Origin of the sequence: Pedobacter terrae (assembly GCF_036946585.1) — a bacterium.
Classification (GTDB): Bacteria; Bacteroidota; Bacteroidia; order Sphingobacteriales; family Sphingobacteriaceae; genus Pedobacter; species Pedobacter terrae_C.
The window spans coordinates 195848-219429 of record NZ_JAQIIV010000007.1; the positions used below are offsets into that span (position 1 = coordinate 195848).

At 38.7% G+C, this 23582-nt stretch carries 22 protein-coding genes and 1 pseudogene; 15 read left to right on the plus strand and 8 right to left on the minus strand.

The genetic code is table 11. From position 1 onward, the window contains the following. Positions 1-31 precede the first annotated feature (31 nt). The 3 genes from PGN18_RS12415 to PGN18_RS12425 are packed head-to-tail and all read right to left on the minus strand — an operon-like array spanning position 32 to position 2284. Positions 32-1354: a serine hydrolase domain-containing protein gene (locus tag PGN18_RS12415; RefSeq protein WP_335319814.1), complete on the minus strand. Its 1323-nt coding sequence runs from the start codon at positions 1352-1354 to the stop codon at positions 32-34. Between the two features lie 4 nt (positions 1355-1358). Next, positions 1359-1949, minus strand: a complete 591-nt coding sequence (locus PGN18_RS12420) for an HAAS signaling domain-containing protein (RefSeq protein WP_335319815.1) — start codon at positions 1947-1949, stop codon at positions 1359-1361. Continuing rightward, positions 1946-2284, minus strand: coding sequence for a PadR family transcriptional regulator (locus tag PGN18_RS12425; protein ID WP_335319816.1), 339 nt, complete (start codon positions 2282-2284; stop codon positions 1946-1948). Before PGN18_RS12425 ends, PGN18_RS12420 begins: the two co-directional genes overlap by 4 nt. Before the next feature lie 722 nt (positions 2285-3006). On the opposite strand from PGN18_RS12425, the pseudogene gcvP reads away from it, so the two are divergent. Both gcvP and PGN18_RS12435 read left to right on the plus strand, forming a co-directional pair. Further along, positions 3007-5884, plus strand: a pseudogene (gcvP, locus tag PGN18_RS12430) (aminomethyl-transferring glycine dehydrogenase). An 809-nt stretch (positions 5885-6693) separates the two neighbouring features. Then, positions 6694-7278 (plus strand): YceI family protein, encoded by a 585-nt coding sequence (locus tag PGN18_RS12435; protein WP_335319817.1) that lies wholly within the window; start codon positions 6694-6696, stop codon positions 7276-7278. Between the two features lie 1292 nt (positions 7279-8570). On the opposite strand, the gene PGN18_RS12440 is transcribed toward PGN18_RS12435, so the two are convergent. Further along, positions 8571-9338, minus strand: a complete 768-nt coding sequence (locus PGN18_RS12440; RefSeq protein ID WP_335319818.1) for an MBL fold metallo-hydrolase — start codon at positions 9336-9338, stop codon at positions 8571-8573. Positions 9339-9561: 223 nt separating this feature from the next. On the opposite strand from PGN18_RS12440, the gene recJ reads away from it, so the two are divergent. The 8 genes from recJ to PGN18_RS12480 all read left to right on the plus strand — a co-directional run bounded on the left by recJ (position 9562) and on the right by PGN18_RS12480 (position 16298). Further along, the gene (gene recJ, locus PGN18_RS12445; protein WP_335319819.1) at positions 9562-11262 is read left to right on the plus strand and encodes a single-stranded-DNA-specific exonuclease RecJ; all 1701 of its coding nucleotides are present in this window, start codon (positions 9562-9564) and stop codon (positions 11260-11262) included. Positions 11263-11354: 92 nt separating this feature from the next. Then, entirely contained in the window at positions 11355-12095 is a 741-nt protein-coding gene (gene lptB / locus PGN18_RS12450) for an LPS export ABC transporter ATP-binding protein (RefSeq protein ID WP_335319820.1), read from the plus strand. Between the two features lie 166 nt (positions 12096-12261). Continuing rightward, positions 12262-13779 carry a GH3 auxin-responsive promoter family protein gene (locus tag PGN18_RS12455; protein WP_335319821.1) on the plus strand — a complete coding sequence of 506 codons (1518 nt, stop codon included), beginning with the start codon at positions 12262-12264 and terminating at the stop codon, positions 13777-13779. A gap of 289 nt (positions 13780-14068) precedes the next feature. Next, positions 14069-14479 carry a hypothetical protein gene (locus PGN18_RS12460; protein WP_335319822.1) on the plus strand — a complete coding sequence of 137 codons (411 nt, stop codon included), beginning with the start codon at positions 14069-14071 and terminating at the stop codon, positions 14477-14479. 78 nt (positions 14480-14557) lie between these two features. Further along, the gene (locus PGN18_RS12465) at positions 14558-14986 is read left to right on the plus strand and encodes a YkvA family protein (protein ID WP_335319823.1); all 429 of its coding nucleotides are present in this window, start codon (positions 14558-14560) and stop codon (positions 14984-14986) included. Next, entirely contained in the window at positions 14970-15290 is a 321-nt protein-coding gene (locus PGN18_RS12470; RefSeq protein ID WP_335319824.1) for a DUF2752 domain-containing protein, read from the plus strand. The genes PGN18_RS12465 and PGN18_RS12470 overlap by 17 nt, the downstream gene beginning before the upstream one ends. A 5-nt stretch (positions 15291-15295) precedes the next feature. Next, on the plus strand, positions 15296-15790 hold the full coding sequence (locus PGN18_RS12475; protein WP_335319825.1) for a CCC motif membrane protein: 495 nt from the start codon (positions 15296-15298) through the stop codon (positions 15788-15790). Positions 15791-15887: 97 nt separating this feature from the next. Beyond that, complete coding sequence (locus PGN18_RS12480; protein ID WP_025145566.1) at positions 15888-16298, plus strand: BrxA/BrxB family bacilliredoxin; 411 nt, start codon at positions 15888-15890, stop codon at positions 16296-16298. Positions 16299-16566: 268 nt separating this feature from the next. Here PGN18_RS12480 and cdaA read toward each other — a convergent pair whose 3' ends face one another. Both cdaA and folP read right to left on the minus strand, forming a co-directional pair. Then, entirely contained in the window at positions 16567-17358 is a 792-nt protein-coding gene (cdaA, locus tag PGN18_RS12485; protein ID WP_293786288.1) for a diadenylate cyclase CdaA, read from the minus strand. 86 nt (positions 17359-17444) lie between these two features. Next, positions 17445-18305 (minus strand): dihydropteroate synthase, encoded by an 861-nt coding sequence (gene folP / locus PGN18_RS12490; RefSeq protein ID WP_335319826.1) that lies wholly within the window; start codon positions 18303-18305, stop codon positions 17445-17447. Between the two features lie 99 nt (positions 18306-18404). Between folP and PGN18_RS12495 the strand changes: the two genes are divergently transcribed. From PGN18_RS12495 to PGN18_RS12515, 5 genes are read left to right on the plus strand one after another with little or no spacing between them, the layout of a single operon-like run. Then, a complete protein-coding gene (locus tag PGN18_RS12495) occupies positions 18405-18950 on the plus strand; it encodes a DUF1599 domain-containing protein (protein WP_335319827.1) in 546 nt (181 codons plus the stop codon). 31 nt (positions 18951-18981) lie between these two features. Then, the gene (locus tag PGN18_RS12500; RefSeq protein ID WP_335319828.1) at positions 18982-20133 is read left to right on the plus strand and encodes a BT_3928 family protein; all 1152 of its coding nucleotides are present in this window, start codon (positions 18982-18984) and stop codon (positions 20131-20133) included. A gap of 2 nt (positions 20134-20135) precedes the next feature. Further along, complete coding sequence (locus tag PGN18_RS12505; protein WP_335319829.1) at positions 20136-21191, plus strand: ABC transporter permease; 1056 nt, start codon at positions 20136-20138, stop codon at positions 21189-21191. 3 nt (positions 21192-21194) lie between these two features. Continuing rightward, positions 21195-21641 (plus strand): DinB family protein, encoded by a 447-nt coding sequence (locus tag PGN18_RS12510; protein ID WP_335319830.1) that lies wholly within the window; start codon positions 21195-21197, stop codon positions 21639-21641. Positions 21642-21661: 20 nt separating this feature from the next. After that, complete coding sequence (locus PGN18_RS12515; RefSeq protein WP_335319831.1) at positions 21662-22165, plus strand: shikimate kinase; 504 nt, start codon at positions 21662-21664, stop codon at positions 22163-22165. 133 nt (positions 22166-22298) lie between these two features. On the opposite strand, the gene PGN18_RS12520 is transcribed toward PGN18_RS12515, so the two are convergent. Beyond that, complete coding sequence (locus tag PGN18_RS12520) at positions 22299-23033, minus strand: phytoene desaturase family protein (protein WP_335319832.1); 735 nt, start codon at positions 23031-23033, stop codon at positions 22299-22301. Continuing rightward, on the minus strand, positions 22981-23582 hold a 602-nt coding region (locus PGN18_RS12525; protein ID WP_442955355.1), incomplete at its 5' end, for a phytoene desaturase family protein. The genes PGN18_RS12520 and PGN18_RS12525, both read right to left, overlap by 53 nt.

Sequence of the window (23582 nt, forward strand, 5' to 3'; positions counted from 1 at the left end):
AAACTAACCTGCAATCAAGAGTTAATTTATATTATTCTTTGGTAAACTTAAATTCTTTGCCACCCTGTTTAAGGGTCATTTGGTTTTCGGCGGGGTTGAAGGCTAATATGATGCCTGCATCTTCGAATATAAACTCATGGTTCCCTTTGGAGCTCAACCTTATTGCCGGTTGGCCTGTAGCTTGCGCAATTAAGGTTGTATTGTCTTTGGTAATGGTAATTGTGATCGGTATTGAAGTTGATGCATAGGTGCCTAGATATTTATTTAAGCCTGTAGTACTTTGCTCAACTGTTTTAAAATCTGGAATACTATAATCCTTATTAAAGACAGCACTTAATACGGCTAATGAAATGGAATTATTGTTGAAATTTGTACCATTACTGGTTAAAGCATAAGCTATATTTCCATCGTTAAAATAAGAAAGTGTAGCACTGAAGCCATCTATACTGCCCGAATGACCAAAACCCGCCTTATCGTAAAATGGAATAGCCGAAATACCCATGCCATATTTGCCGTTAAGGGTTTTCATTTGAGCTAAACTCTTTAAAGAAATCACTTTGCCTCCGAATAATGCCGTGCTAAATTTAACCAGATCGATCGGGGTCGAAACAATTCCCCCAGAGCCTATTGGAATGGAGATATCAGTTTCGTCCTCTAACTTCCAATCTCTTTCAAAACGGTATGAGTTGGCTTCATTATTTTTTGAATTTATTTTTTTACCAAGAAAAGTGTTTTTCAGGGCAAGAGGTTTAGCAATGTATTTGTCCAATATTTGGGCATAAGGCATTTTGAACGTTTTTTCGAGAATGTATGATAGCAGTAAATAGTTCGAATTGCTGTAATCAGATTGAGTATCTGGCTCAAAATCAATCCCGCCCTTACTGATCATGGTAAGCATTTCTTTTTCAGTTTTGGGTTGTGTGTGCCATTTCAGGAATTCCTCTTTGTCATCTGTAAAATCAGGTATGCCACTTCTGTGGTAAAGCAAATTCGAAATGGTGATCTTAACAGCGTTTTTGATGTCCGGGAAAAATTTCTGGATAGTTTGATCGAGGCCGATTTTCTTTTCTTCAATTGCTTTAAATATTAAAGTGGCTGTGAAGGTTTTGGAAATAGATCCGATACGATATTTCGTGTTTTCGTTTGCTTTTTGCTGTTCATTTATGTCTGCGAACCCTAGTGTTCGGTTATAAATCAAATGGCCATTTTGAGCTATGGCTACACTTCCCATAAACTTGTTGTATTTAGAAAGCGTGTCAAAATAAGCGTCCAGCTTGTTTTTATCAAAGGATTGTGAAAAGCTGAAATGGGCGAGGATTATCAGCATGGTAAAGAGTATTAATTTTTTGATCATGATATTATTTGTTGAATGTTCTTTTTAATTTAAGGAGTAAAGTAATAATAAGGTAAAGTGTGATTGCCGAGATAGCCATTGCAGGAATAAACCAGTTGCCGAGAAGCTCATCGGCAGGGTTTACCAAGCCTTTTGAAAGGCCGATTATGAAAACTTCATCTGGTTTATAAAAAAAGCCTACCTGTGAAGGGTTCCATATTTTAGCACCGATTAAAAACACAAAACCAAACAGAAACAGGTACAGTATAAAAAATATGATGTAAGATACGCCATTGGTTAAATTGAGCAATAAAGCTTTTAAAACATGTATCGGGTTAAATGTTCTAGTCGCTTCTGCCAATTTTTTATCAGCAACAAGTGGTTTGAGTATTTCCTCAGGTCTTCCTAATTTCTCTAAGATATTCAGTAATTTTTCTACTTCATTTCCCGTTTGATTTTCCTGCAGGTTCTCATAAATGTGGCTATTCAGCTCCATCAATATTTCGTCCTGGTTTGGCTGATTGAGACCCTTTACTTCTTTTCTTATTCGGTACAGGTAATCTTTGTAAATCCGCTCAGCCGATTGATCGTTAAATTGTATTTCTTTTAATTTCATTTCGTAATTTTTAAAACAGAGTTGTTCAGGTTGTGCCAGTATTCTTCCATTTTGGTCACCGTATTTTTTCCTTCTGGTGTGATGCTGTAATATTTTCTGGGAATGCCCGATTCTTGCTCAACCCATTCTGATATAATCAGTTTTTCATCTTTAAGCCGGTTCATAAGCGGGTATAAGGTTCCTTCGGCAATTTCTATTTCCGTAATCTTTTTTATTTCATTAATCAAATCATAACCATAATAGGCCTTTCCGCTTTTTAAAACATTGAGCACAATAAAGGATAAGGTTCCCTTTTTAACCTGCGATATCCATCTATTAATAAAGTCTTCGTTCATAGGGTAAAGGTATAACAAAATACATAGTATAACAATGTATATGTTAATGAATTTGATTTTTTCATTTAAGTTATTGAAATTGAGTGTAATGTGTTTTGTTGAGTCGGATTTTTTAAAATTTAATTGCTGAATCTTATATCCTTGTGACTTTCTGTTGTTATTAAAGCCGACAGCAGTGGAAATCCATTCGCCGCAATAACTTGGATACGCTTTCAAGCTGAGGGGTAATTTGCTGTAAAAAAAATCACTATGTACGAAAGATAAATTTAAGTTGATCACATCCTTCTAGAGATCGTCATTCCCAACTTGATTGTGAATCTTACTTCAAACGTTTTAAGATTCCCGTATGGGCGTTAAGATTCCCGCATGCGCGAGATCCGATTGCTATCGGATGACGACCAGTGCCACTGGATTTTGTCAATGGTAGATATGAATCATCCTGCTAGCTATGAAATATATGTTTCGTATTAAGCATCACCATAAAGTAGCAGAAAGATCGTTAGGAATGGCGGGAACAAGCTTAAATTTTAGCACAGCAGTTGCTTTCCAAATAATTAACTATCTTTCAAAACTGAATAAACATTAACCTCGGTTACACACTCATAAAATCTATCTATTTTGTCGCGTTTCAGCTTAAATAAGACGCCTTTTTTACACTGATTGATAGTGAAATACAGCTGCATTTTTGCTACCTTTGCACGCAAATTTATTATTCATACCGCATGAGCTTAAATATCCACTACAAGGAAGATTTTCAAAATCGTCATATTGCTCCTAATGAGGCTGATATAGCCGAAATGTTGCAAACTGTTGGCGTAAATTCTATTGACGAGCTGATTGAACAGACTGTTCCGACGGCAATCAGGTTAAAACAACCTTTAAATTTGCCGGCAGCGAAATCAGAAACTGAATATCTTGGTGCTTTAAAACAAACTTCATTGTTGAATAAAGTTTTCAAAAGCTTTATCGGTCAAGGTTATTACGATACCATTACCCCCGGTGTTATTTTACGTAACGTATTTGAAAATCCGGGATGGTACACACAATATACGCCATATCAGGCAGAAATTGCACAAGGCCGTTTACAGGCTTTATTAAATTTTCAAACCATGGTTATCGATTTAACCGGAATGGAAATTGCCAATGCATCTTTATTGGATGAAGGTACAGCTGCGGCTGAGGCCATGTTCATGCAATACAGCTTACGCAAAAACCAGGCAGCTAAAAAGTTTTTCGTTTCTGAATTACTTTTTCCTCAAACCATCGATATTTTAAAAACACGTGCTAATCCTTATGGTATCGAGTTGGTAATCGGAAACCATTTAGATTTTGCTGCTACGGAAGAATTTTTCGGTGCAATTGTTCAATATCCGGCAGGAAACGGTGAAGTTTTAGATTATGCTGCATTTGCATCAGCTTTGCACAGTCAAAATATTAAATTAACCGTAGTAGCCGATATCTTAAGTTTAACCTTATTAACGCCTCCGGGCGAGTGGGGCGCTGACGTAGTTGTGGGTACCACTCAGCGTTTAGGGATCCCAATGGGTTTTGGCGGACCACATGCTGCATTTTTTGCCACTAAGGAAGAATATAAACGTAACATCCCTGGTCGCATTATTGGTGTAACCATCGATAGCCACGGTGATTATGCTTTACGTATGGCTTTGCAAACGCGCGAGCAGCACATCCGTAGAGATAAAGCAACATCAAACATCTGTACTGCACAGGCATTATTGGCAATTATGGCCGGTTTTTATGCCGCTTACCACGGTCCGAAAGGATTAAAAGCCATAGCCGAGCGTACACACGGTTTGGCCATCAGTTTGGCATCTACCCTAAATAATTTAGGTTACGAGCAGTTAAATTCAGCTTATTTCGATACCATCCGTTTTGATTTGGGTGATTTAAAAGGTGGCATTCATGCTTATTGCTTAGATAACGAAATCAACTTAAATTATATAGGTAATACCGTTACTATATCTGTTGATGAGACAAGCACTTTCGAAGACATTACTTTGATCGCTAAAATCTTTGCAAGAGCAAAAGGCTTTGCGGGCGATCAGGTAGAAGTTGTAGAAAATGTCGAAACCGTTATTCCTGAATCTTTACAACGTACTTCTGCTTATTTGACACACCCAATTTTTAATTCGCATCATTCGGAACACGAAATGTTGCGTTATATCAAATCGTTGGAAGCGAAAGATTTATCACTTTGCCATTCAATGATTGCTTTGGGTAGCTGTACCATGAAATTAAATGCCACGGCAGAAATGATCCCGGTTACCTGGTCTCACTTCGGTCGCATCCATCCTTTTGCCCCAGCCGATCAGGTATTGGGTTACTATTCAGTTTTTAACGAACTGGACAAATGGTTAAGCGAAATTACCGGTTTCGCGGCAATGAGCTTACAACCAAATGCTGGTGCCCAGGGAGAATACGCTGGTTTAATGGTGATCCGTGCTTATCACCACGATAGGGGAGATTTCCACCGTAACGTAGCGTTGATTCCTGCTTCGGCACACGGAACCAATCCTGCTTCTGCTGCAATGGCCGATATGAAAATTGTGGTGGTTAAATCTTTAGAAAACGGTAACATTGACGTTGAAGATTTAAAAGCGAAGGCAGAATTACATAAAGACAACTTATCGTGTTTGATGGTAACTTATCCATCTACACACGGAGTATTTGAAGAAAGCATTGTCGAAATCTGCGAAACCATTCACGCTAATGGCGGACAGGTTTATATGGATGGTGCAAATATGAATGCACAGGTTGGTTTAACAAGTCCGGCCAATATCGGTGCCGATGTTTGTCACTTAAATTTACACAAAACTTTCTGTATCCCTCACGGCGGTGGTGGTCCGGGTATGGGGCCAATCGGTGTGGCTAAACACCTGGTTCCTTATCTTCCAGGTCATGCCGTGGTTGATATTGATAAAGGAAAATCTATTTCTGCAGTTTCATCTGCACCATGGGGTTCGGCTTCTATCCTGATCATTTCTCACGCTTATATTGCAATGATGGGTGCTGAAGGTTTAACTAACGCTACGAAATATGCCATTTTAAACGCGAACTATATGAAAGCGCGTTTAGAGCAGCATTATCCGGTGCTTTACTCTGGTGCTCAAGGTCGTTGCGCACACGAGATGATTTTAGATTGCCGTTCATTCAAAGCTTTTGGAATTGAAGTAACTGACATCGCAAAACGTTTAATGGATTATGGTTTCCATGCACCAACGGTTTCGTTCCCGGTTGCAGGTACTTTAATGGTTGAGCCTACAGAATCTGAACCTAAACATGAGTTAGACCGTTTCTGTGATGCTTTAATCGCCATTAAAAAAGAAATAGATCAGGTAGAGAATTTAACTTTTGATAAAACGGATAATCCACTAAAAAATGCACCTCACACAGTTTCAGTAATTACTGCAAATGAATGGGAGCATGCTTACAGTCGTCAAACAGCTGCTTTCCCCGCTTCCTTATGTGTTAGAGCGCAAGTTCTGGCCTTCAGTTGGTCGTGTGAATGATAGTCATGGCGATAGATCATTGATCTGTGCTTGTCCTCCGGTAGAGAGCTACTTAGAAGAGATAGTTCCTTAGGATGTAAAAGGGAAGAGGTAAGATGGATAATGGTTCACTTTCCATCGCCCTAATTACTCCCGATCGTCATTGCGAGGAGGAACGACGTGGCAGTCTATTGAGATAATATCAAATGCCTAGGTTCGTGTCTCCACGAGACATATTCATCTGCAGGTTTTATGGAATCGTTTCATAAAGCTTGCAGTTTTTTTGAAAACGAATGTCAGTTTTTCATCGGGGGTTACAGCCCTGCCATTCCTGCCCGTAACGCAGGCGGGCGCTTTAATCTTTTTGTGGTTCTTCTCTCGTTATATCGTCATTGCGAGGAGGAACGACGAAGCAATCTTTTACTGTAAGTGCCAACAAAAAGGATTTCCGCTGCTGTCAGGTTTAGGAAGGAGGGGCTGTAGGTAAAACCAAAATGCATAAGCCGTTTAACTCTTTTGTACTTGTAGATAGCTGGCATTAAAAAAATCGATTAGCTGGGTGTAAAAGAATAACATATCTGCATTTGATCTTAGCTAGAGAAAGCGGTATCCTTAGTAATTAGAATAGTTTTCTACCTTACACTATTTGTCTTTTCAGGAGTTAGCACAGAAACCCCAAATATTAACCCCACTCTTTGCCTTAGTATAGGCTCCTTCGCTTTAAGCCCCTGCTCTCTGCTTTAAAATTCTCATAAAAAAGTAGGCAAATTAAACCTTAAGATAATCCCACAGTCAATAGCATGATTTAAAATAAATCAATCTTTTTCAAAAAACTTAACATAGGTCAACAACAAGAGATAGATAGTTCATCTATATTTGTATCAAATTTTAAAAAACCAGAAAATGAAATTAAAAATCTCTTCAATTTTTTTATTAGTTGCAGTTGTTTCTTTATCAGCTTTTACAACTATTAAACCAGTAAACTATACTGTAGATGTAGCAAAATCGACTATTACCTGGATTGGTAAAAAAGTAACCGGTTCTCACAACGGAACCGTGGCTTTACAATCAGGTACCTTAGCTGTTAACGGTAAAAGCGTAACTGGCGGTACTTTTGTAATCGATATGACTTCTATCAAAGATGCTGATGGTAGCGCTAAATTAGAAGGTCACTTAAAAGCAGATGATTTCTTTGGTACAGCTAAATTCCCAACTTCAACTTTCGTAATCACTAAAGTTGCAGGTTCAGGTGCTAACGTAACCGTAACAGGTAATTTAACCATCAAAGGGATTACTAAACCATTAAGCTTCCCTGCAACTGTATCTGTTAATGCAGATGGTACAGCTTCAGCTTTAGCTGGTAAAATTGTTGTTGATAGAACTAAATACGACATCAAATACGGTTCAAAATCATTCTTCGATAGCATTGGCGACAAAGCAATTGATGATAACTTCGAATTGTCTGTTAAATTGGTAGCTAAAAAATAATTTTTCCAGTCTCGGAAAAAAGGAAAGCCTCGATATTTTTCGGGGCTTTTTTGTTTAATTGCGAAGAGCGTTAAGTTTTTTACCACCGAGCGCATTGAGTTTACACAGAGGGACACCAGGTTTTAGTGATTCTGTTAAGCGTTCAACTCTGTTTACTTTGTGCTTTCTCTGTTAGCTCTGTGTTAAAAAAAGCTGTGTGCTTTGCGTTCTTTTCTTTGCGTGCTTTGCGGTAAAAAGGATGCCGTTTTTGTTTAACCGCGATGGTCACAAAGTTTTACGCGAAGGAGCGCTAAGTGATGTAAGTTTGAATGGAGCAGAAAAATAACCACGGAGAACATTGAATTTACACAGAGGGACACCAGGTTTTAGTGATTCTGTTAAGCGTTCAACTCTGTTTACTTTGTGCTTTCTCTGTTAGCGCTGTGTTAAAAAAAGCTGTGTGCTTTGCGTTCTTTTCTTTGCGTACTTTGCGGTAAAAAGGATGCCGTTTTTGTTTAACCGCGAAGGTCACAAAGTTTTACGCGAAGGAGCGCTAAGTGATGTAAGTTTGAATGGAGCAGAAAAATAACCACGGAGAACATTGAATTTACACAGAGGGACACCAGGTTTTAGTGATTCTGTTAAGCGTTCAACTCTGTTTACTTTGTGCTTTCTCTGTTAGCGCTGTGTTAAAAAAAGCTGTATGCTTTGCGTTCTTTTCTTTGCGTACTTTGCGGTAAAAAGGATGCCGTTTTTGTTTAACCGCGATGGTCACAAAGTTTTACGCGAAGGAGCGCTAAGTGATGTAAGTTTGAATGGAGCAGAAGACAAACCAGAGAGAGCATTGAGTTTTACACAGAGGGACACCAGGTTTTAGTGATTCTGTTAAGCGTTCAACTCTGTTTACTTTGTGCTTTCTCTGTTAGCTCTGTGTTAAAAAAAGCTGTGTGCTTTGCGTTCTTGCTTTGCGTGCTTTGCGGTAAAAAAATAGAAGGGTTTAAAAACTTTGGCATATGTAAGAAACAGAGTTGCAGCAAAGTTCAAAGATCTCTCCCCGCCTGTACGGGCAGGCGCTGCGGTCGAGATGGCGGAACGCCGTAAGTGCACACAGAAATAAAAATATATTGATTTTTTAAACTCAAATCATACTAAATCACTTTAGTATCTGTTTCACCCTAAACCCTAAACCCTAAACCCTAAACCCTAAACCCTAAACCCTAAACCCTAAACCCTAAACCCTAAACCCTAAACCCTAAACCCTAAACCCTAAACCCTAAACCCTAAACCCTAAACCCTAAACCCTAAACCCTAAACTACCTAATCTTAAATCCACCTTCAACAGTATCCACAAAACCACTAGCTGCACTTTTTCCATGGTAGAACAAACATTCCCAGTTTTCTTCTGCGGCTCTTTTTCCAAACTCTTTTCGTAATTCCATTGCCTTGCGGCCATCGAAATCGTATTTTGCGATAAAATTCTTAACCAGTTCTTCAGGTTCAGGTAAAACATCGCCACCAAAAAATACTTTTTGATTACTTTCTGTCAAAAGGAAAACCTGGTGGTTTGGGCAGTGCGCTCCGGTAAATTCGTAAGCGATGGTTTCATCTAAAGCACCATCACCCTCAACAAATTTCAATTGTGCATTACGCTGGACGAAATCGAAAATATCGGTATGGTAAGATGATGAAGTGCTGCTAAAAGCCGTTTCCCATTCGCCCCGGTTTATTACATATTCAGCATCTGGGAAACTTAATTCTACTTTATCATTGCTTTGTTTGTGGATCATACCACCAGAATGGTCATAGTGTAAGTGCGACATTAAAACTTTGGTCACATCAGTGGGATCGAAACCTGCATTACGGATGTTTTTATGTAAAATCAGTTCCCCATGGTCATCACTAAAACCTAAGCCAGTATCAAAAAGGATGAGGTCGTTTTTCAGCTCAACCAAAAAAGGCTGAACATTGATAAATAATGAAGCAGGTCTGTCTTTATAACTGTGTATAGCGGAATCGAAAGGTACAAACTTCTTTGAGGCGTCAACAGAGTAGGTTCCTTCGAATAGGGTGTGAACTTGCAAAATATGAATATTTTAATGTTTTTACAAAGGTAACAATCTATCCATAATTAAAGATTTGCCTAATGCTACAATTTACAATTAGATCAAACTGAGCACCCGATTGGTTAGAAATTCATAGAAAAACCTAAGCTTTTGTTTTCGAGGTGCTTGTTTGTTATCCCTGTCATTCATCACTCGTTGTTATCCAATTAAAATGTATATTTACTGTTCGGAGACAGAATAAATGGAAAAAAGATGGGTGCTGGCATCAGATTGTAATGATGATACAGTAGCAAAAGTAGCAGAACAACTTAACATAGACCGCTCATTGGCACAGATCCTCGTGCAGCGGAATATCTGTGATTTTGATCAGGCAAAAAATTTCTTTAGACCAGACCTTAATCACCTTCATGATCCTTTTTTAATGAAGGATATGGATGTTGCTATTGCCCGTATTGAAACGGCACTGGCCGGCCATGAAAAAATATTGATTTATGGCGATTATGATGTCGATGGTACCACCTCGGTTGCACTAGCCTTCAGTTTCTTTTCTCAGCTCACTAAAAATATAGAGTATTACATTCCAGATCGTTATCTGGAAGGCTATGGCATTTCTACTGCCGGGATTGATTATGCCAATGAAAATGGATTCTCCTTAATTATCGCGTTAGATTGTGGAATAAAATCGATCGATAAAATTGATTATGCCAATAAATTTGGGATCGATTTCATTATTTGCGATCACCATTTGCCGGGAGATGAACTTCCACAGGCTATTGCAGTTTTGGATCCTAAACGAACTGATTGCGAATATCCCTTTAAAGAATTGGCGGGCTGCGGGATCGGTTTTAAACTGGCGCAGGCTTACGCCCAAAAACATCAGCTCCCAAAAGAGAGTTACCTGCAGTATTTAGATTTGGTGATGGTAAGTATTGCTGCAGATATCGTACCTGTAGTAGGCGAGAACAGAATTTTAGCGTATTATGGGCTGAAAAAACTAAACTCCAATCCATGCGAAGGCTTACGTGCTTTGATGGAAGTTTCTGGCAAAACTGAAAATTATACCATCACCGATGTAGTTTTTACATTAGGTCCGCGGATTAATGCTGCCGGCAGGATAGACCATGCAAAACATGCCGTGGCCATGCTGCTTTGCCGGGTAGACGGTAATTCGCTGGAGCAAAGCGAACTGATTAACCTCAAAAATACCGAACGCAAAACCTACGATCAGGACATTACCCGTGAAGCTTTGGCTTTAATTGGCGAAAGTGAAATCCTCATCAATAGAAAAACCACTGTAGTATTTAACGAAAACTGGCATAAAGGAGTAATTGGCATAGTGGCTTCGCGTCTAACGGAAAAATATTACCGTCCAACCATTGTACTCACTAAATCTAACGGACATGTAGCCGGTTCGTGCCGCTCGGTAGTCGGTTTTGATTTATATGAGGCTTTAAGCGGTTGTGCACATTTATTGGATCAATACGGTGGACATAAATTTGCTGCTGGTTTAACTATGCAGGAACAAAATGTAAATGCCTTTGCCGATAAATTTGAAGAAATTGTATCGGCAAGTATTACCGATGAACTGCTCACGCCAATGATCAGGATTGACGCCGAAATTGAACTGTCGCAGATTGATGGTAAATTTTACCGCGTTTTATCGCAAATGGGGCCATTTGGACCAGAAAATATGGCGCCAATATTTGTTACTCATAACGTATATCTTGCGCAGCATGCCATGGCGGTTGGTCAAAATCATTTAAAAATTAGCATTAAACAACAAAATTCGCCTATTTTTGAGGGCATTGCATTCGGACTGGCTGAATTTCAAAATCTTTTACAACCTCGGGTGCCGTTTTCTGTTTGTTATACTTTAGAAGAGAACGTTTGGAAAGATAAAAAACGTTTGCAATTAAATATTAAAGGAATAAAAGTTAAATAATTAAAATCGTCATCCTGTCCCGATTCATATCGGGATCAGGGTCTTTTAATTAAGATGCTGAATCAGGTTCAGTATGACGGATAGATAGATTTATGATATTAAGGGCCGAAAATCTCGTTAAAAAATATAAACAGCGCACTGTTGTGAACAATGTTTCCTTCAACGTAAGTCAGGGAGAAATTGTTGGTCTTTTAGGTCCGAACGGTGCGGGGAAAACAACTTCATTTTACATGATCGTAGGTTTGATCAAACCGAATGAAGGCCGTATCTTTTTGGAGGAAGAAGATATTACTGAAGATCCGATGTACCGCAGGGCGCAAAAAGGAATCGGCTATCTAGCACAGGAAGCATCAGTTTTTAGAAAACTTACAGTAGAAGATAATATCCTGGCCATTTTGGAAATGAGCAAGTTAACCAAGGAGGAGCAGCGTGATAAACTTGAAGAACTGATCAGTGAATTTAGTTTGCACAAAGTACGTAAAAACCGGGGCGATCTATTGTCAGGAGGTGAACGCCGCCGTACCGAAATTGCCCGTGCTTTAGCCGCAAATCCTAATTTTATCTTATTAGATGAACCTTTTGCCGGGGTTGACCCTATTGCGGTAGAGGAAATCCAAAGTATTGTGGCTAAACTAAAACACAAAAATATAGGGATTTTGATTACCGATCACAACGTACAGGAAACACTTTCCATTACCGATAGGGCTTATTTACTTTTTGAAGGAAAAATACTGGAGCAGGGCGTTCCGGAAGTGCTTGCTGAAAATGAAATGGTTAGAAAAGTATATTTGGGATCAAATTTTGTGTTGAAACGCAAGAAATTTGATATTTAATAAGATTCAGCAAACAAAATTTGAATTATCATGTTGCATAATCGCGACGTCAAACCAAAAATTATAAAGTTTACTGTGTATAAAAATTTCTGCATATGTCCATTTAACCAAGGGGCAGGTGTAAAAATCTGTGGCAATAGGATGCCCGTTAATTTTGACATTTAAAATGGCATTTGTAAATTCAATTTTTACCTGGTTAATGAAAAAGCGGATCCACCAGATCGAGCTTTTTATGAAATATCCACACGATGTTCAGGAGGAGTGGTTTCATAGTTTGATTGATAGTGCAGAAAATACCGAATGGGGCAAGTTGTACGATTATAAATCAATTTTAACACAGCAGCAATACCAGGAGCGTGTTCCGATTCAAAACTACGATAGCTTAAAGCCTTACATTGAGCGTATGCTTAATGGCGAACAGAACATTTTATGGCCTTCTGATATCAAATGGTTTGCAAAATCTTCAGGTACTACTAGCGATAGAAGTAAGTTTATCCCGGTTTCTGAAGAATCTTTAGAAGAATGCCACTTTAAGGGTGGGAAAGATATGCTTTCCATTTATTGTAATAACCGGCCCGATAACCAGATGTTTACCGGCAAAGGTTTGGTTTTAGGCGGTAGCCATCAGGTTAATCAGTTAAACGAAGATTGTTTTTATGGTGATTTATCGGCTGTGCTGATTAAAAATCTACCTATCTGGGCAGAATATTACCGCACACCCGACATGTCTATCGCTTTGATGGACAATTACGAAATTAAAATGGATCGAATGGCAGAAGCCACCATTAATGAAAATGTAACCAGTATTTCGGGCGTACCCACCTGGACCATCGTGTTGGCTAAAAAAGTACTCGAGCTAACCGGAAAGCAAAACTTATTGGAGGTTTGGCCAAACCTCGAATTATATATTCATGGAGCAGTAAACTTCACGCCTTATCGTGAGCAGTTTAAACAGCTGATCCCATCCACTGAAATGTATTATTTGGAAACTTATAATGCATCTGAAGGCTTTTTCGGCATCCAGGATCAGGATCACTCCGAAGAAATGTTGTTGATGCTCGATTACGGTATTTTCTATGAATTTGTGCCGATGGAAAATATTGGAGAAGAAAATCCCAAGGCACTGCTGTTGGGCGAGGTTGAACTGCATAAAAACTATGCTATTGTTATTTCTACAAACGGTGGTTTATGGCGATACATGATCGGTGATACGGTTCAGTTTACTTCACTTTCTCCTTACCGGATAAAAATTACCGGACGTACCAAACATTTTATCAACGCTTTTGGCGAAGAAGTGATTATTGATAATGCAGAACAGGCCCTAACTAAAGCCTGCCAGCAAACAGGTGCTGAAATAAAAGATTATACTGCCGGGCCGATTTACTTCAAAGATGAAAAGGCCGGCGGACACGAATGGATTATTGAGTTTGATAAGCAGCCCGATGATTTTGAAAAGTTTGTTGATGTGATGGACCAAACCTTGCGCGAGGTGAATTCTGATTACGACGCCAAAAGATTTAAAGATATGGCGCTTGCCCGTCCGAAAGTACATAATGCTCCTGCCCATACTTTTTACAATTGGTTAAAGGCGAAAGATAAGTTGGGTGGACAGCATAAGGTACCCCGGTTAGCAAATGAGCGTAAGTACGTAGATGATATTTTGGAGATGATGAAATCAGCTTAACTTCGATTTAAACATGTCAGTCTGAAACTGTAGAAAACCATTTAGCGGTGCTGCAGCATACTATTATTGACAGACGCCCTAAAAAAGTCGTCATTGCGAGGAGGAACGACGAAGCAATCTTTCATGCTGATGATCCTTACTATAAGATTGCTTCGTCGGCTGAAAAAGCCTTCTCGCAATGACGATCCTCGGAGAGGTTTATTTCAATTAGATGTTGCTCTCAATAATATTGGTTTTTATAAGATAAATTATTCCTTAGTGTGCCTGCTATAAATAACTTCACTCCATCATGAAAAATATCTTATTTTTTTTCTTTGTTTTGGGATTGTCTATTTACCAATCAAAAGCCCAGATCAAAGAAAGTTATAAGGCACAGATTGCTTATAAAATTGTAGAAACTTCTCCGCGCTGCAAACAGCTTACCAAAGGACTTTACGAAAGGGTTGTAAAAAATGGTGGTACCTCTTATGGCATTATGCTCGAAAGTAGTCCAAATCCTAAAACGGATCTTTCTCAGTCGTATTCAAAAAACTATAATTTTAATCTTCACGAAAGTTATTCCGATCGGATGCCTATTCTAGCTCGGTTTGTATTTGATCCAAAAAAACAACAACTTTACGAGGAAGATGTGCTAAACAACAAACTAATCGACATCACTTTCGACAAAAAGTTGTTGAAGCGCTTTAATCAAGGTAGATGAAAGCATCAGGCCGTTGTACCGGATATGCAGAAGAGAATTATTATGCTTTTGGCCGTTAATTTGTGATATATCCAAACTATGAAATTTAACAAGGACAAAATACTTGGCTTTTTTAAGAAATCGCAAAGTAAAGCTTCAATAATCTTGAGTGATAAAACTAAAGCCAGTAATACGATTAAAGATGCTTTGGGGAAGGCTGTAACAAATAAAAGCGATTTGGAAGGCATTTGGTCGAAACTGGTCCTACTTTTTGCGGTATCTAAAGACTATGTAAATGGCGATTATACCGAAATCCCTAAGAGATCGATCATTGCCATTTTAGGAGGATTGATTTATTTCCTATCTCCAATTGATGTAATTCCTGATTTTGTACCTGTTTTGGGTTTCATTGATGACATATACATTCTAAACCTGGTGTACAGGCAAGTGCTTAAAGATCTGGAAAATTATAAAGCCTGGAAAGATGCCCAGGGAAAAGTAATCGATATAAATGGCTCAACCGCATAAAAGTTTTTTAGAATGGTTGGGCGAACATCTTTTTAGTTGTCCTTTTAAAGCCTATTTCGGAATCGATTGTCCGGGGTGTGGACTGCAGCGTTCAATTTTGGCGTTATTTCGGGGCGATTTGACTGCATCCTTTAAGTTTTACCCTGCAACAATTCCCCTTATTTTTGTGTTGATATTCACTCTTATTCATCTAAAATTAGATTTTAAGTATGGCGCACAGCTGATTAAAATCGTCTTTGCAGGAGTTGCAGTAATTATTTTAATCAACTACATTTACAAAATATACACTCACCAATTGATCTAATATCTATGTCAGAAGAACAGGAAAACCCTCAGGAAAATAAACCTATTGATCTTTCAAAGAATCAAAATCCAGAACCCGTACCTTTTCAGCCGCTTGATCAGGGGCCTGCAACTCCACCACCATTTCAGCAGCCGCCACCCTTTCAGCAACCGCCGCCATTTGGTCAGTTTGGAGGAGGTTTTGGTCAGCAAAATTTGCCAAACGCTACAGCCGCGCTTGTGTTAGGTATTTTGGCAATTCCAGCATGCTGTTTTTACGGCATATTTGGATTAATATTTGGTGTAATCGCCTGGATATTAGGTGCCGGCGATATGAAAAAATATCAGCTTAATCCGGGCTTGTATACAGAGTCATCCTATAAAAATGCAAAAGCAGGCAAAATTTGTGGAATGATCGCGACCATTTTAAGCGCACTATTAATCGTGATGGTTATATTAATTATAGCTGGAGCCATCTCTAATCCTCAGATGTTTGATAACTTTATCAAAGGGATGAAATAGGTCGTTAATTTTACCTTAAAAATATAAATCGGATGGTGCATGCCATTCGATTTTCTTATTTTTGTACTATTGATATTGTAAATAAAAAACTAAGATAATGTATCCAGAATATTTAGTAGAGCCAATGCGTAAGGAATTGACCAACGTTGGTTTTCAAGAGTTAAAAAATGCAGCAGACGTAGATCAAGCAATTAAAGGCGAGGGAACAGTGCTAGTTGTTGTGAATTCAGTTTGTGGTTGTGCAGCAGCAAACGCACGTCCGGCTGCTCGAGCAGCGGCAGCGCACGAAAAACACCCTGATAAATTGGTTACTGTTTTTGCAGGCATGGAAAAAGAAGCCGTAGATCAGGCTAGAAATTATATGATGCCTTTTCCTCCATCTTCTCCAGCTATGGCTTTATTCAAAGATGGCAAGTTGGTACACATGATTGAGCGCCACCAGATTGAAGGCAGACCGGCGCAAATGATCGCTGATAACCTGATCGGTGCTTTTGAACAGTATTGCTAATTAATGATTGCGAAGATTTGGGGATACACCGATTGGTGATCTTAAAATTATATTAAAAAGGCGAATGGAAACATTCGCCTTTTTGCGTTTGTTACTTTTCGTCATCTAGAGCGAAGTATAACGTATTCGAGAGATCTATTGAGGTAGCTTCTCTAGTCTTAGCGAGACGCTAAACTAGAGAAGCTACTTCGTGGTCAGCATCTTTTACCATTAAGACCCTGAAATAAATTCAGGGTGACGGCTTGAAAAAAAATCTTCAATCAGTGCTTTAAAAATCCTTATTGAGCAATTTCTCCAGTTCTCCGAAAGATACATTCATTCTTACACGGCCTTGTTTAGCATAAGATATTTCTCCGGTTTCTTCGGATATAATTACGGCGACAGCATCAGTCGTTTCCGAAACGCCGATACCTGCACGGTGTCTTAATCCAAATTGCGGGGGTAATTGATCGTTATCTGTTAACGGTAAAATGCAACTGGCACTTTTTATCCTGTTTTCAGAGATTACTACAGCACCATCATGCAGCGGGCTGTTTTTCTGGAAAATGCTTTCAAGCAAACGTTTCGATATTTTGGAATCGACCAGTTCGCAGCTATTGGCAAAAAACTGTTCATCGTAAAATTTAACAAATACGATTAAGGCTCCTGTACGCGTTTTTTTCATGCTTTTACAAGCATCTATGATCGGTTTTATACGGGTTAGGTTATTCCTTTCAATTTCTTTTCGGCCAAATAAATAACCCCACCAGGCTTTATTCTTTTGTAAAAAGGCATTTTTGCCAATCAGCAAAAGAAAGCGCCTAATCTCCGGATGGAAAATTACAATCAAGGCAATAATCCCCACACTCATGAACTTGTCTATAATGGCAGTCAATAATTCCATATGCAGGGCTTTTACTATCCAGTAAAAAACTGTAATAATAAACATCCCAACCAACAGGTTAACAGCCAGTGTATTGCGGATTAGGGTATAAACGTAGTAAATTAATAAAGCCACCAAAATAATATCAACGATATCAGTTGGCGATACTTTGAGGAAGTCAAAATCAAAACCTTTCATTAGTGGCAAGATAGCAAAACGGATTCCAGTTTACAAGCAAGGTTATTGTTGATAGCATATTATAGATGTATAAAAGACGCTATGCGCTAACCGCTATGCGCTAACTTCTCTACCAATCTCACACATTCTACCGCTTCCTTTACATCATGTACCCTTAAAATACCAGCACCTCTTTGTAGCGCAATAGTATTGAGAACGGAGGTTCCGTTCAGAGCTTCCCCTGCAGTAGTACCAAGCGTTTTATAAATCATTCCCTTACGTGAGAAACCGACTAAAACCGGAAGTTTGAAAATTTTAAAAGCTTCCATTTGCCTTAACAGTTCATAATTATGTTCAGTGGTTTTTCCGAAACCAAAACCTGGGTCGATGATGACATCATGTATATGCAATGCCTTGAGTGCGGCAACTTTTTTTGCCAGATAATCGATTACTTCGAGCAATACATTGTTATATGTGGGATTTTGTTGCATGTTTTGCGGAGTACCCTGCATGTGCATGATAATATAGGGGACCTGTAGCTTCGCTACTGTTTCGAACATCTGCTCGTCCATATCGCCAGCGGCAATATCGTTAACGATATGGGCACCAGCTGCAATGGTTTCCTGGGCAACCTTTGCCCTAAAGGTATCAATGGAAATAATGGCTTCTGGAAATGTTTTTACCAAACTTTCTACCACGGGTATCAAACGGTCTGTTTCTTCATTGGTGGAAATATCTTTGGCACCTGGCCTTGATGAATAACCGCCAACATCAATAAATGTAGCTCCCTCATTTAAAAACTGAGCTGCTTTGTTTAAGGCTTCATCTATCGTTTTTGTACGGCTGTTGTTATAAAAAGAATCGGGCGTGATATTTAAGATTCCCATCACTTTTGGCGTGCTTAAATCGATAAGTCTGCCTTTTATGTTTAAGCTTTGCTTGGGCTCAAAAAAGTTTTTTTCTGCCATAATAAACCCTTTCGGGATTTGGGTTTCGCTTTAAAAATGTATCTTTAGCTTTTGTTTTTTCAGGACAAAAATACACTAAAAACTAAATAATTATTGGCTTTGGCACAAACAAATACCTCTACAGAATTTGATGAAGTGATTGCGGTTTGCAGATCATTATTTTTAAAAAAAACTAAAGATTACGGTACTGCCTGGCGGATTTTAAGGCCAAGTTCTATAACTGATCAGATTTTTATCAAAGCACAACGCATCCGCACCCTTGAAGAAAAAAAAGTAAGTAAGGTGGGAGAGGGTGTGATATCTGAATACATTGGGATTGTAAACTATTGCGTGATTGCCATGATGCAACTCGAATTAACGGAAAGCAATCCTAACGAAATGCCTTATGCGGAGGTTGAAAAAAGGTTTAATGAAAAGGTAACAGAAACCAAAGATTTGATGTTTGCCAAAAACCACGATTATGGTGAAGCCTGGCGTGATATGCGCATTAGCTCGTTAACCGACCTGATTTTGATGAAAATCTTTAGGGTTAAACAGATAGAAGATAATGAAGGGCAGACGCTGGCTTCTGAAGGCGTGAAGGCGAATTATCAGGATATGTTGAACTATTCTGTTTTTGCACTGATCAAACTTGGCGTTAAGTAATAACAAAATAGCCTTAAAAATAGACACATAGATGCGAAATATACTTTTAAGATTCTCCAGGATTTTTGTCGGCACTTTATTCATATTTTCAGGATTAATCAAAGCAAACGATCCACTTGGCTTTGGTTATAAACTACAGGAATATTTTGAAGTTTTTCACCTGAATTTCCTGAGCGGAATGGCCACTGGTATCGCCATTTTACTTTGTACTTTAGAAATTGTTCTCGGTGCATTGTTGGTATTGGGTTTCTGGAGTAAAAAGGTAGCCTGGGGCTTATTGTTGCTTATCATCTTTTTTACCCTACTCACGTTTATTTCTGCAGCATTTAAAGTGGTGACCAGTTGTGGTTGTTTCGGCGATGCCATTCCGCTTACACCATGGGAGTCATTTACCAAGGATCTGATCCTCTTGGCGCTGATTATCGTGATTTTCCTAAATAAAAACCTCATTCATCCACTGTTTAGAAAAGAAGCCACGCAAAGAAATATTGCCATTGCCGTAACACTTGTATCTTTAGGCTTTGGCTTATATACTTATAATGTTTTGCCAATTATTGATTTCCTACCTTATAAGGTTGGCGCACATATTCCATCGTTAATGGTGATTCCTTCAGGAGAAAAGCCTGATGAATATGAAATTATGTATCACCTTAGGAACAAGAAAACCAAAGAGGAAAAAGACATGAGCGATAAGGCCTATCTTAAAACTGAGATATGGAAGGATGAAAATTGGGAAATTATTGGCGAACCGTCTAAAAGGCTGGTTAAAAAAGGGTTTGAGCCTAAGATCAAGGATTTGAACATCACTGATGCTTCCGGAACTGATTATACCAGAGAACTGATCGAAAACCCATACTATAATTTAATTTTTGTGGCTTACGATCTGCATGCAACTAATGAAGTCGCAATTGCTAAATTAAATGCATTGGCCTTAAATGCCACACAACAGTTTAATATCCGCACAGTATTGCTTACTGCTAACTCGGCACAGGATGCACAGGCCTTTATCAAAAAAAACAACTTGTTTTCAGAAGTGTTTTTCGCAGATGCCGTTCCGTTAAAAAGTATGGTAAGGGCAAATCCCGGTGTTTTATTGATGAAAAACGGAGTGGTGATCAATAAGTGGCATTACCATAATGTACCCACTTTCGACCAGCTCAGCCGAAAATATTTCGATAAATAAACATGATCGGATATGCACTAAAGAAACTATTGTATGGACTGCTGGTAATGGGCGGTGTTATATTGGTTGTTTTTGTGCTGTTTAATATTTTGCCCGGCGATCCTGCGAGGATGACAATGGGGCAGCGGGCCGATGTGCAATCACTTGAGGCTGTTCGTAAAGAATTTGGTTTAGACCGCTCCAAGCCGGTTCAGTTTGTTTTATATCTCAACGACTTATCTCCAATCAGTATTCTCGATAATGACAGTATCAGCCAGCAGAAATACCATTACGCCAAACTAATGACTTTTGATCAAAAAGTACTGGCACTTAAATGGCCATATCTGCGCAGTTCATATCAAACTAAACGCGATGTTACTGCCATTCTTTCTGAAACAGTGCCCAATACTTTTATCCTGGCATTAACCGCAATGATTTTTGCCACTATAATCGGCGTGTTTTTAGGCGTGCTGTCTGCCGTTTATAGAGATTCGTGGATTGATAAATCAGCCAATGCATTTGCCATCTTGGGGATATCTGCACCTTCTTTTTTCGCTGGGATTATCATTGCCTGGCTATTCGGCTTTGTGCTGAGTAATTTTACAGGTTTAAAAATGAGCGGGAGCTTGTATTCCTATGATCCTTTTAATGGAGAGGTATTAACTTTACGGAATTTATGGCTACCGATGATTACGCTGGGTTTAAGGCCATTGGCTATTATTGTGCAATTGACCCGTAGCGCCATGCTTGATGTTTTAGCACAAGATTACATCAGAACAGCAAAGGCGAAAGGTTTGAGCAGAAATGCGATTATTTATAAACATGCCTTAAGAAATGCCATGAATCCTGTCATTACAGCTATTTCCGGGTGGTTTGCATCTTTATTGGCAGGATCTTTTTTTGTAGAATACATTTTCGGTTACAATGGTTTAGGGAGAACAACGGTAACTGCTTTGGAAATGTCTGACTTTCCAGTGGTAATGGGATCTATTCTTTTTATTGCCTTTGTTTTTGTGGTCATTAATATTTTGGTCGACATTTTATATGCCTATGTTGATCCAAGGGTTGAATTAAACTAAGTGATGAGCGAAGAAGAAATAATAAAGTATACTGAGCTTACAGACCAGCGCATTATCGAAATCTTTAAGCGTGCGAAGATTGAAATGCCTGATGCTGAGCGTTTGTTCAGCCATGTGCTTAATGCACAGCATATCTGGGCATATCGCATTTCAGGACAAAAACCACAATATGGCGTATGGGATATTCACCCAAAAGAAAAATTTGAAAGTCTTTCTTTAGAAAATTTTGAACTGATTAAGGAGGCATTGAAAAATCATTCTTTAGATCAAAGGATTTTATACTCAAATTCGAGAGGGGATCAATATGAAAACCGTGTAGATGAAATTTTATTTCATTTGTTTAATCATTCTACTTATCATCGAGGGCAGGTAGTAACATTATTAAAAAAGGCTGGTTTTACTCCGCCTGTAACTGATTACATTATATTAAAACGCGACCAGTTATTTTAGGTCCGGCAATAAGAAATCACATGAAAATTTTCCTGATTGGATATATGGGCTGCGGCAAAAGCACTAAAGCAAAACAACTGGCACACCGCTTAACATGTCCGGTGATTGATCTGGATGCCGAAATTGTTACGAAAACAGGCAAAAGCATTGCCGATTATTTTGCTGAATTTGGAGAAAGTGGTTTCAGGGATTACGAAAGTGAGATGCTTAAAACCTTCGATTATCCGGAAACCTGTGTGGTGGCTACTGGAGGTGGATTACCTTGTTTCTTCGATAATATGGAATGGATGAATGCACACGGTACAACAGTTTACCTACAGATGGAACCCGCTGCTTTGGTATCGCGTTTGCATAATCGTCAAAAACGTCCTCTAATTAAAGATTTGGATGATGAACAACTCCTTGTTTTTATTAAGGAAAAACTCCAGGAACGGGATCCTTTTTATACCCAGGCGAAAATAATTGTAGATGCGTTTGACCTCGATGGGGAGAAGCTGGAGGAAGCGATTAAGGGAAGTCGTTAGTCCTTAGTCCGGAGTCTTCAGTCAATAGTCGGTTATCGCTTTAAACAATACTGCTATAGTTTATAAGCTATCAACCATTAAACTATTGACCAATAACCAATGACAAATGAACAATAAACAAATGGCTAATGAACTATTGAACTGAACTAATATCGTCATCAATAATCTTGGCCGATAACAATGCCAATGGGATTCCTCCACCTGGATGTACACTTCCACCACAGAAGTAAAGATTCTTCACTTTCGAACTGAAGTTAGCGTGTCTTAAAAATGCGGAGAATTGATTGTTAGAGCTATTGCCATACAAAGCGCCCTGATAAGATCCTGTTTTGCTTTCTATGCCTCTCGGATCAAGAATCTGCTCGCAAATGATATCGTTTTCAATGTTCCGGTTTAAGATCCGGCTGATTTTTTTTATAATATTGGTTCTTGCTTCCTTAATCAGCTGATCCCAGTTTTGGCCGTTATTGGCTGGCACATTAATCATTACAAACCAATTTTCAGCATTAGCTGGTGCATCTGATCTGATGTGTTTAGCGCTGATATTAATGTAAACAGTAGGGTCGTCGCTGAGGGTTTTGTCTTTCCAGATGGCATTAAATTCTTTTTGGTAATCTTCAGCAAAGAAAATATTATGCAGACCTAAGTCGCTATAATTGCCATCCATGCCCCAGTAAAAAATTAACGCTGAACTGCTTCTTTCCTGGTTCAATAGTTTTTTCGGTTCAGTTATACCTTTAAGTAGATTTTTATATGTGAACCAGATATCGAGGTTGGAGATCACTAAGTCTGCCTTGAGGGTTTTATTGTTAACTTTAATACCCTTGAATTTCAGGTTTGCCTGCCGTGCTATACAAAATTTCTTCAACTTTTTGGCTATAATGAAGCCTAATTCCCAGTTCTTCAGCTAATTTCACTAAAGCATTAACAATACCATACATGCCGTCTTTTGGTATAAAAGCGCCGAAATGATATTCGAAATGTGGAATTACATTCAACGTAGCTGGTGCCTGATATGGATCTGAACCATTGTAAGTAGCGTATCGGTTAAAAAGCTGCGTAATGCGCTCATCTTTAAAAAACGCTTGGTTTGCCTTAGCCTGTGTTCTGAAAGCATCAATCTGACCGAATCGGAATATTGATTTTAACGTATCCCAATGTAGGTAGCTTTTAAGTTTATGCAGACTTCTCTCTAAAAAAACACGATGCGTAACCTCGTAAATCGTCTTGCTTTTTTTAAAATAATGCTGTACTTCTGCTGCAGTAGAATGGGTTTTTTCGGCTATATTCTTTGCAAACTGATCAAGGTCAGCAGTGGCGTTTAACCTTAAGCCATCTTCATAAAAGTAACGGCATATTTCTTTTAATTTAACGTATTTAAAATAATCTTCAGGATTTTTTCCGGACAGTGTAAAGA

What these genes read in the sequence shown, in the direction of transcription:
- PGN18_RS12455 (WP_335319821.1), top strand. Translation starts at nt 12,262, where the DNA reads ATGGCATTTGTAAATTCAATTTTTACCTGGTTAATGAAAAAGCGGATC.
- PGN18_RS12500 (WP_335319828.1), top strand. Translation starts at nt 18,982, where the DNA reads ATGCGAAATATACTTTTAAGATTCTCCAGGATTTTTGTCGGCACTTTA.
- PGN18_RS12515 (WP_335319831.1), top strand. Translation starts at nt 21,662, where the DNA reads ATGAAAATTTTCCTGATTGGATATATGGGCTGCGGCAAAAGCACTAAA.
- PGN18_RS12470 (WP_335319824.1), top strand. Translation starts at nt 14,970, where the DNA reads ATGGCTCAACCGCATAAAAGTTTTTTAGAATGGTTGGGCGAACATCTT.
- lptB (WP_335319820.1), top strand. Translation starts at nt 11,355, where the DNA reads ATGATATTAAGGGCCGAAAATCTCGTTAAAAAATATAAACAGCGCACT.
- PGN18_RS12475 (WP_335319825.1), top strand. Translation starts at nt 15,296, where the DNA reads ATGTCAGAAGAACAGGAAAACCCTCAGGAAAATAAACCTATTGATCTT.
- PGN18_RS12465 (WP_335319823.1), top strand. Translation starts at nt 14,558, where the DNA reads ATGAAATTTAACAAGGACAAAATACTTGGCTTTTTTAAGAAATCGCAA.
- recJ (WP_335319819.1), top strand. Translation starts at nt 9,562, where the DNA reads ATGGAAAAAAGATGGGTGCTGGCATCAGATTGTAATGATGATACAGTA.
- PGN18_RS12460 (WP_335319822.1), top strand. Translation starts at nt 14,069, where the DNA reads ATGAAAAATATCTTATTTTTTTTCTTTGTTTTGGGATTGTCTATTTAC.
- PGN18_RS12415 (WP_335319814.1), bottom strand. Translation starts at nt 1,354, where the DNA reads ATGATCAAAAAATTAATACTCTTTACCATGCTGATAATCCTCGCCCAT.
- PGN18_RS12480 (WP_025145566.1), top strand. Translation starts at nt 15,888, where the DNA reads ATGTATCCAGAATATTTAGTAGAGCCAATGCGTAAGGAATTGACCAAC.
- PGN18_RS12425 (WP_335319816.1), bottom strand. Translation starts at nt 2,284, where the DNA reads ATGAACGAAGACTTTATTAATAGATGGATATCGCAGGTTAAAAAGGGA.
- folP (WP_335319826.1), bottom strand. Translation starts at nt 18,305, where the DNA reads ATGGCAGAAAAAAACTTTTTTGAGCCCAAGCAAAGCTTAAACATAAAA.
- PGN18_RS12505 (WP_335319829.1), top strand. Translation starts at nt 20,136, where the DNA reads ATGATCGGATATGCACTAAAGAAACTATTGTATGGACTGCTGGTAATG.
- PGN18_RS12510 (WP_335319830.1), top strand. Translation starts at nt 21,195, where the DNA reads ATGAGCGAAGAAGAAATAATAAAGTATACTGAGCTTACAGACCAGCGC.
- cdaA (WP_293786288.1), bottom strand. Translation starts at nt 17,358, where the DNA reads ATGAAAGGTTTTGATTTTGACTTCCTCAAAGTATCGCCAACTGATATC.
- PGN18_RS12420 (WP_335319815.1), bottom strand. Translation starts at nt 1,949, where the DNA reads ATGAAATTAAAAGAAATACAATTTAACGATCAATCGGCTGAGCGGATT.
- PGN18_RS12435 (WP_335319817.1), top strand. Translation starts at nt 6,694, where the DNA reads ATGAAATTAAAAATCTCTTCAATTTTTTTATTAGTTGCAGTTGTTTCT.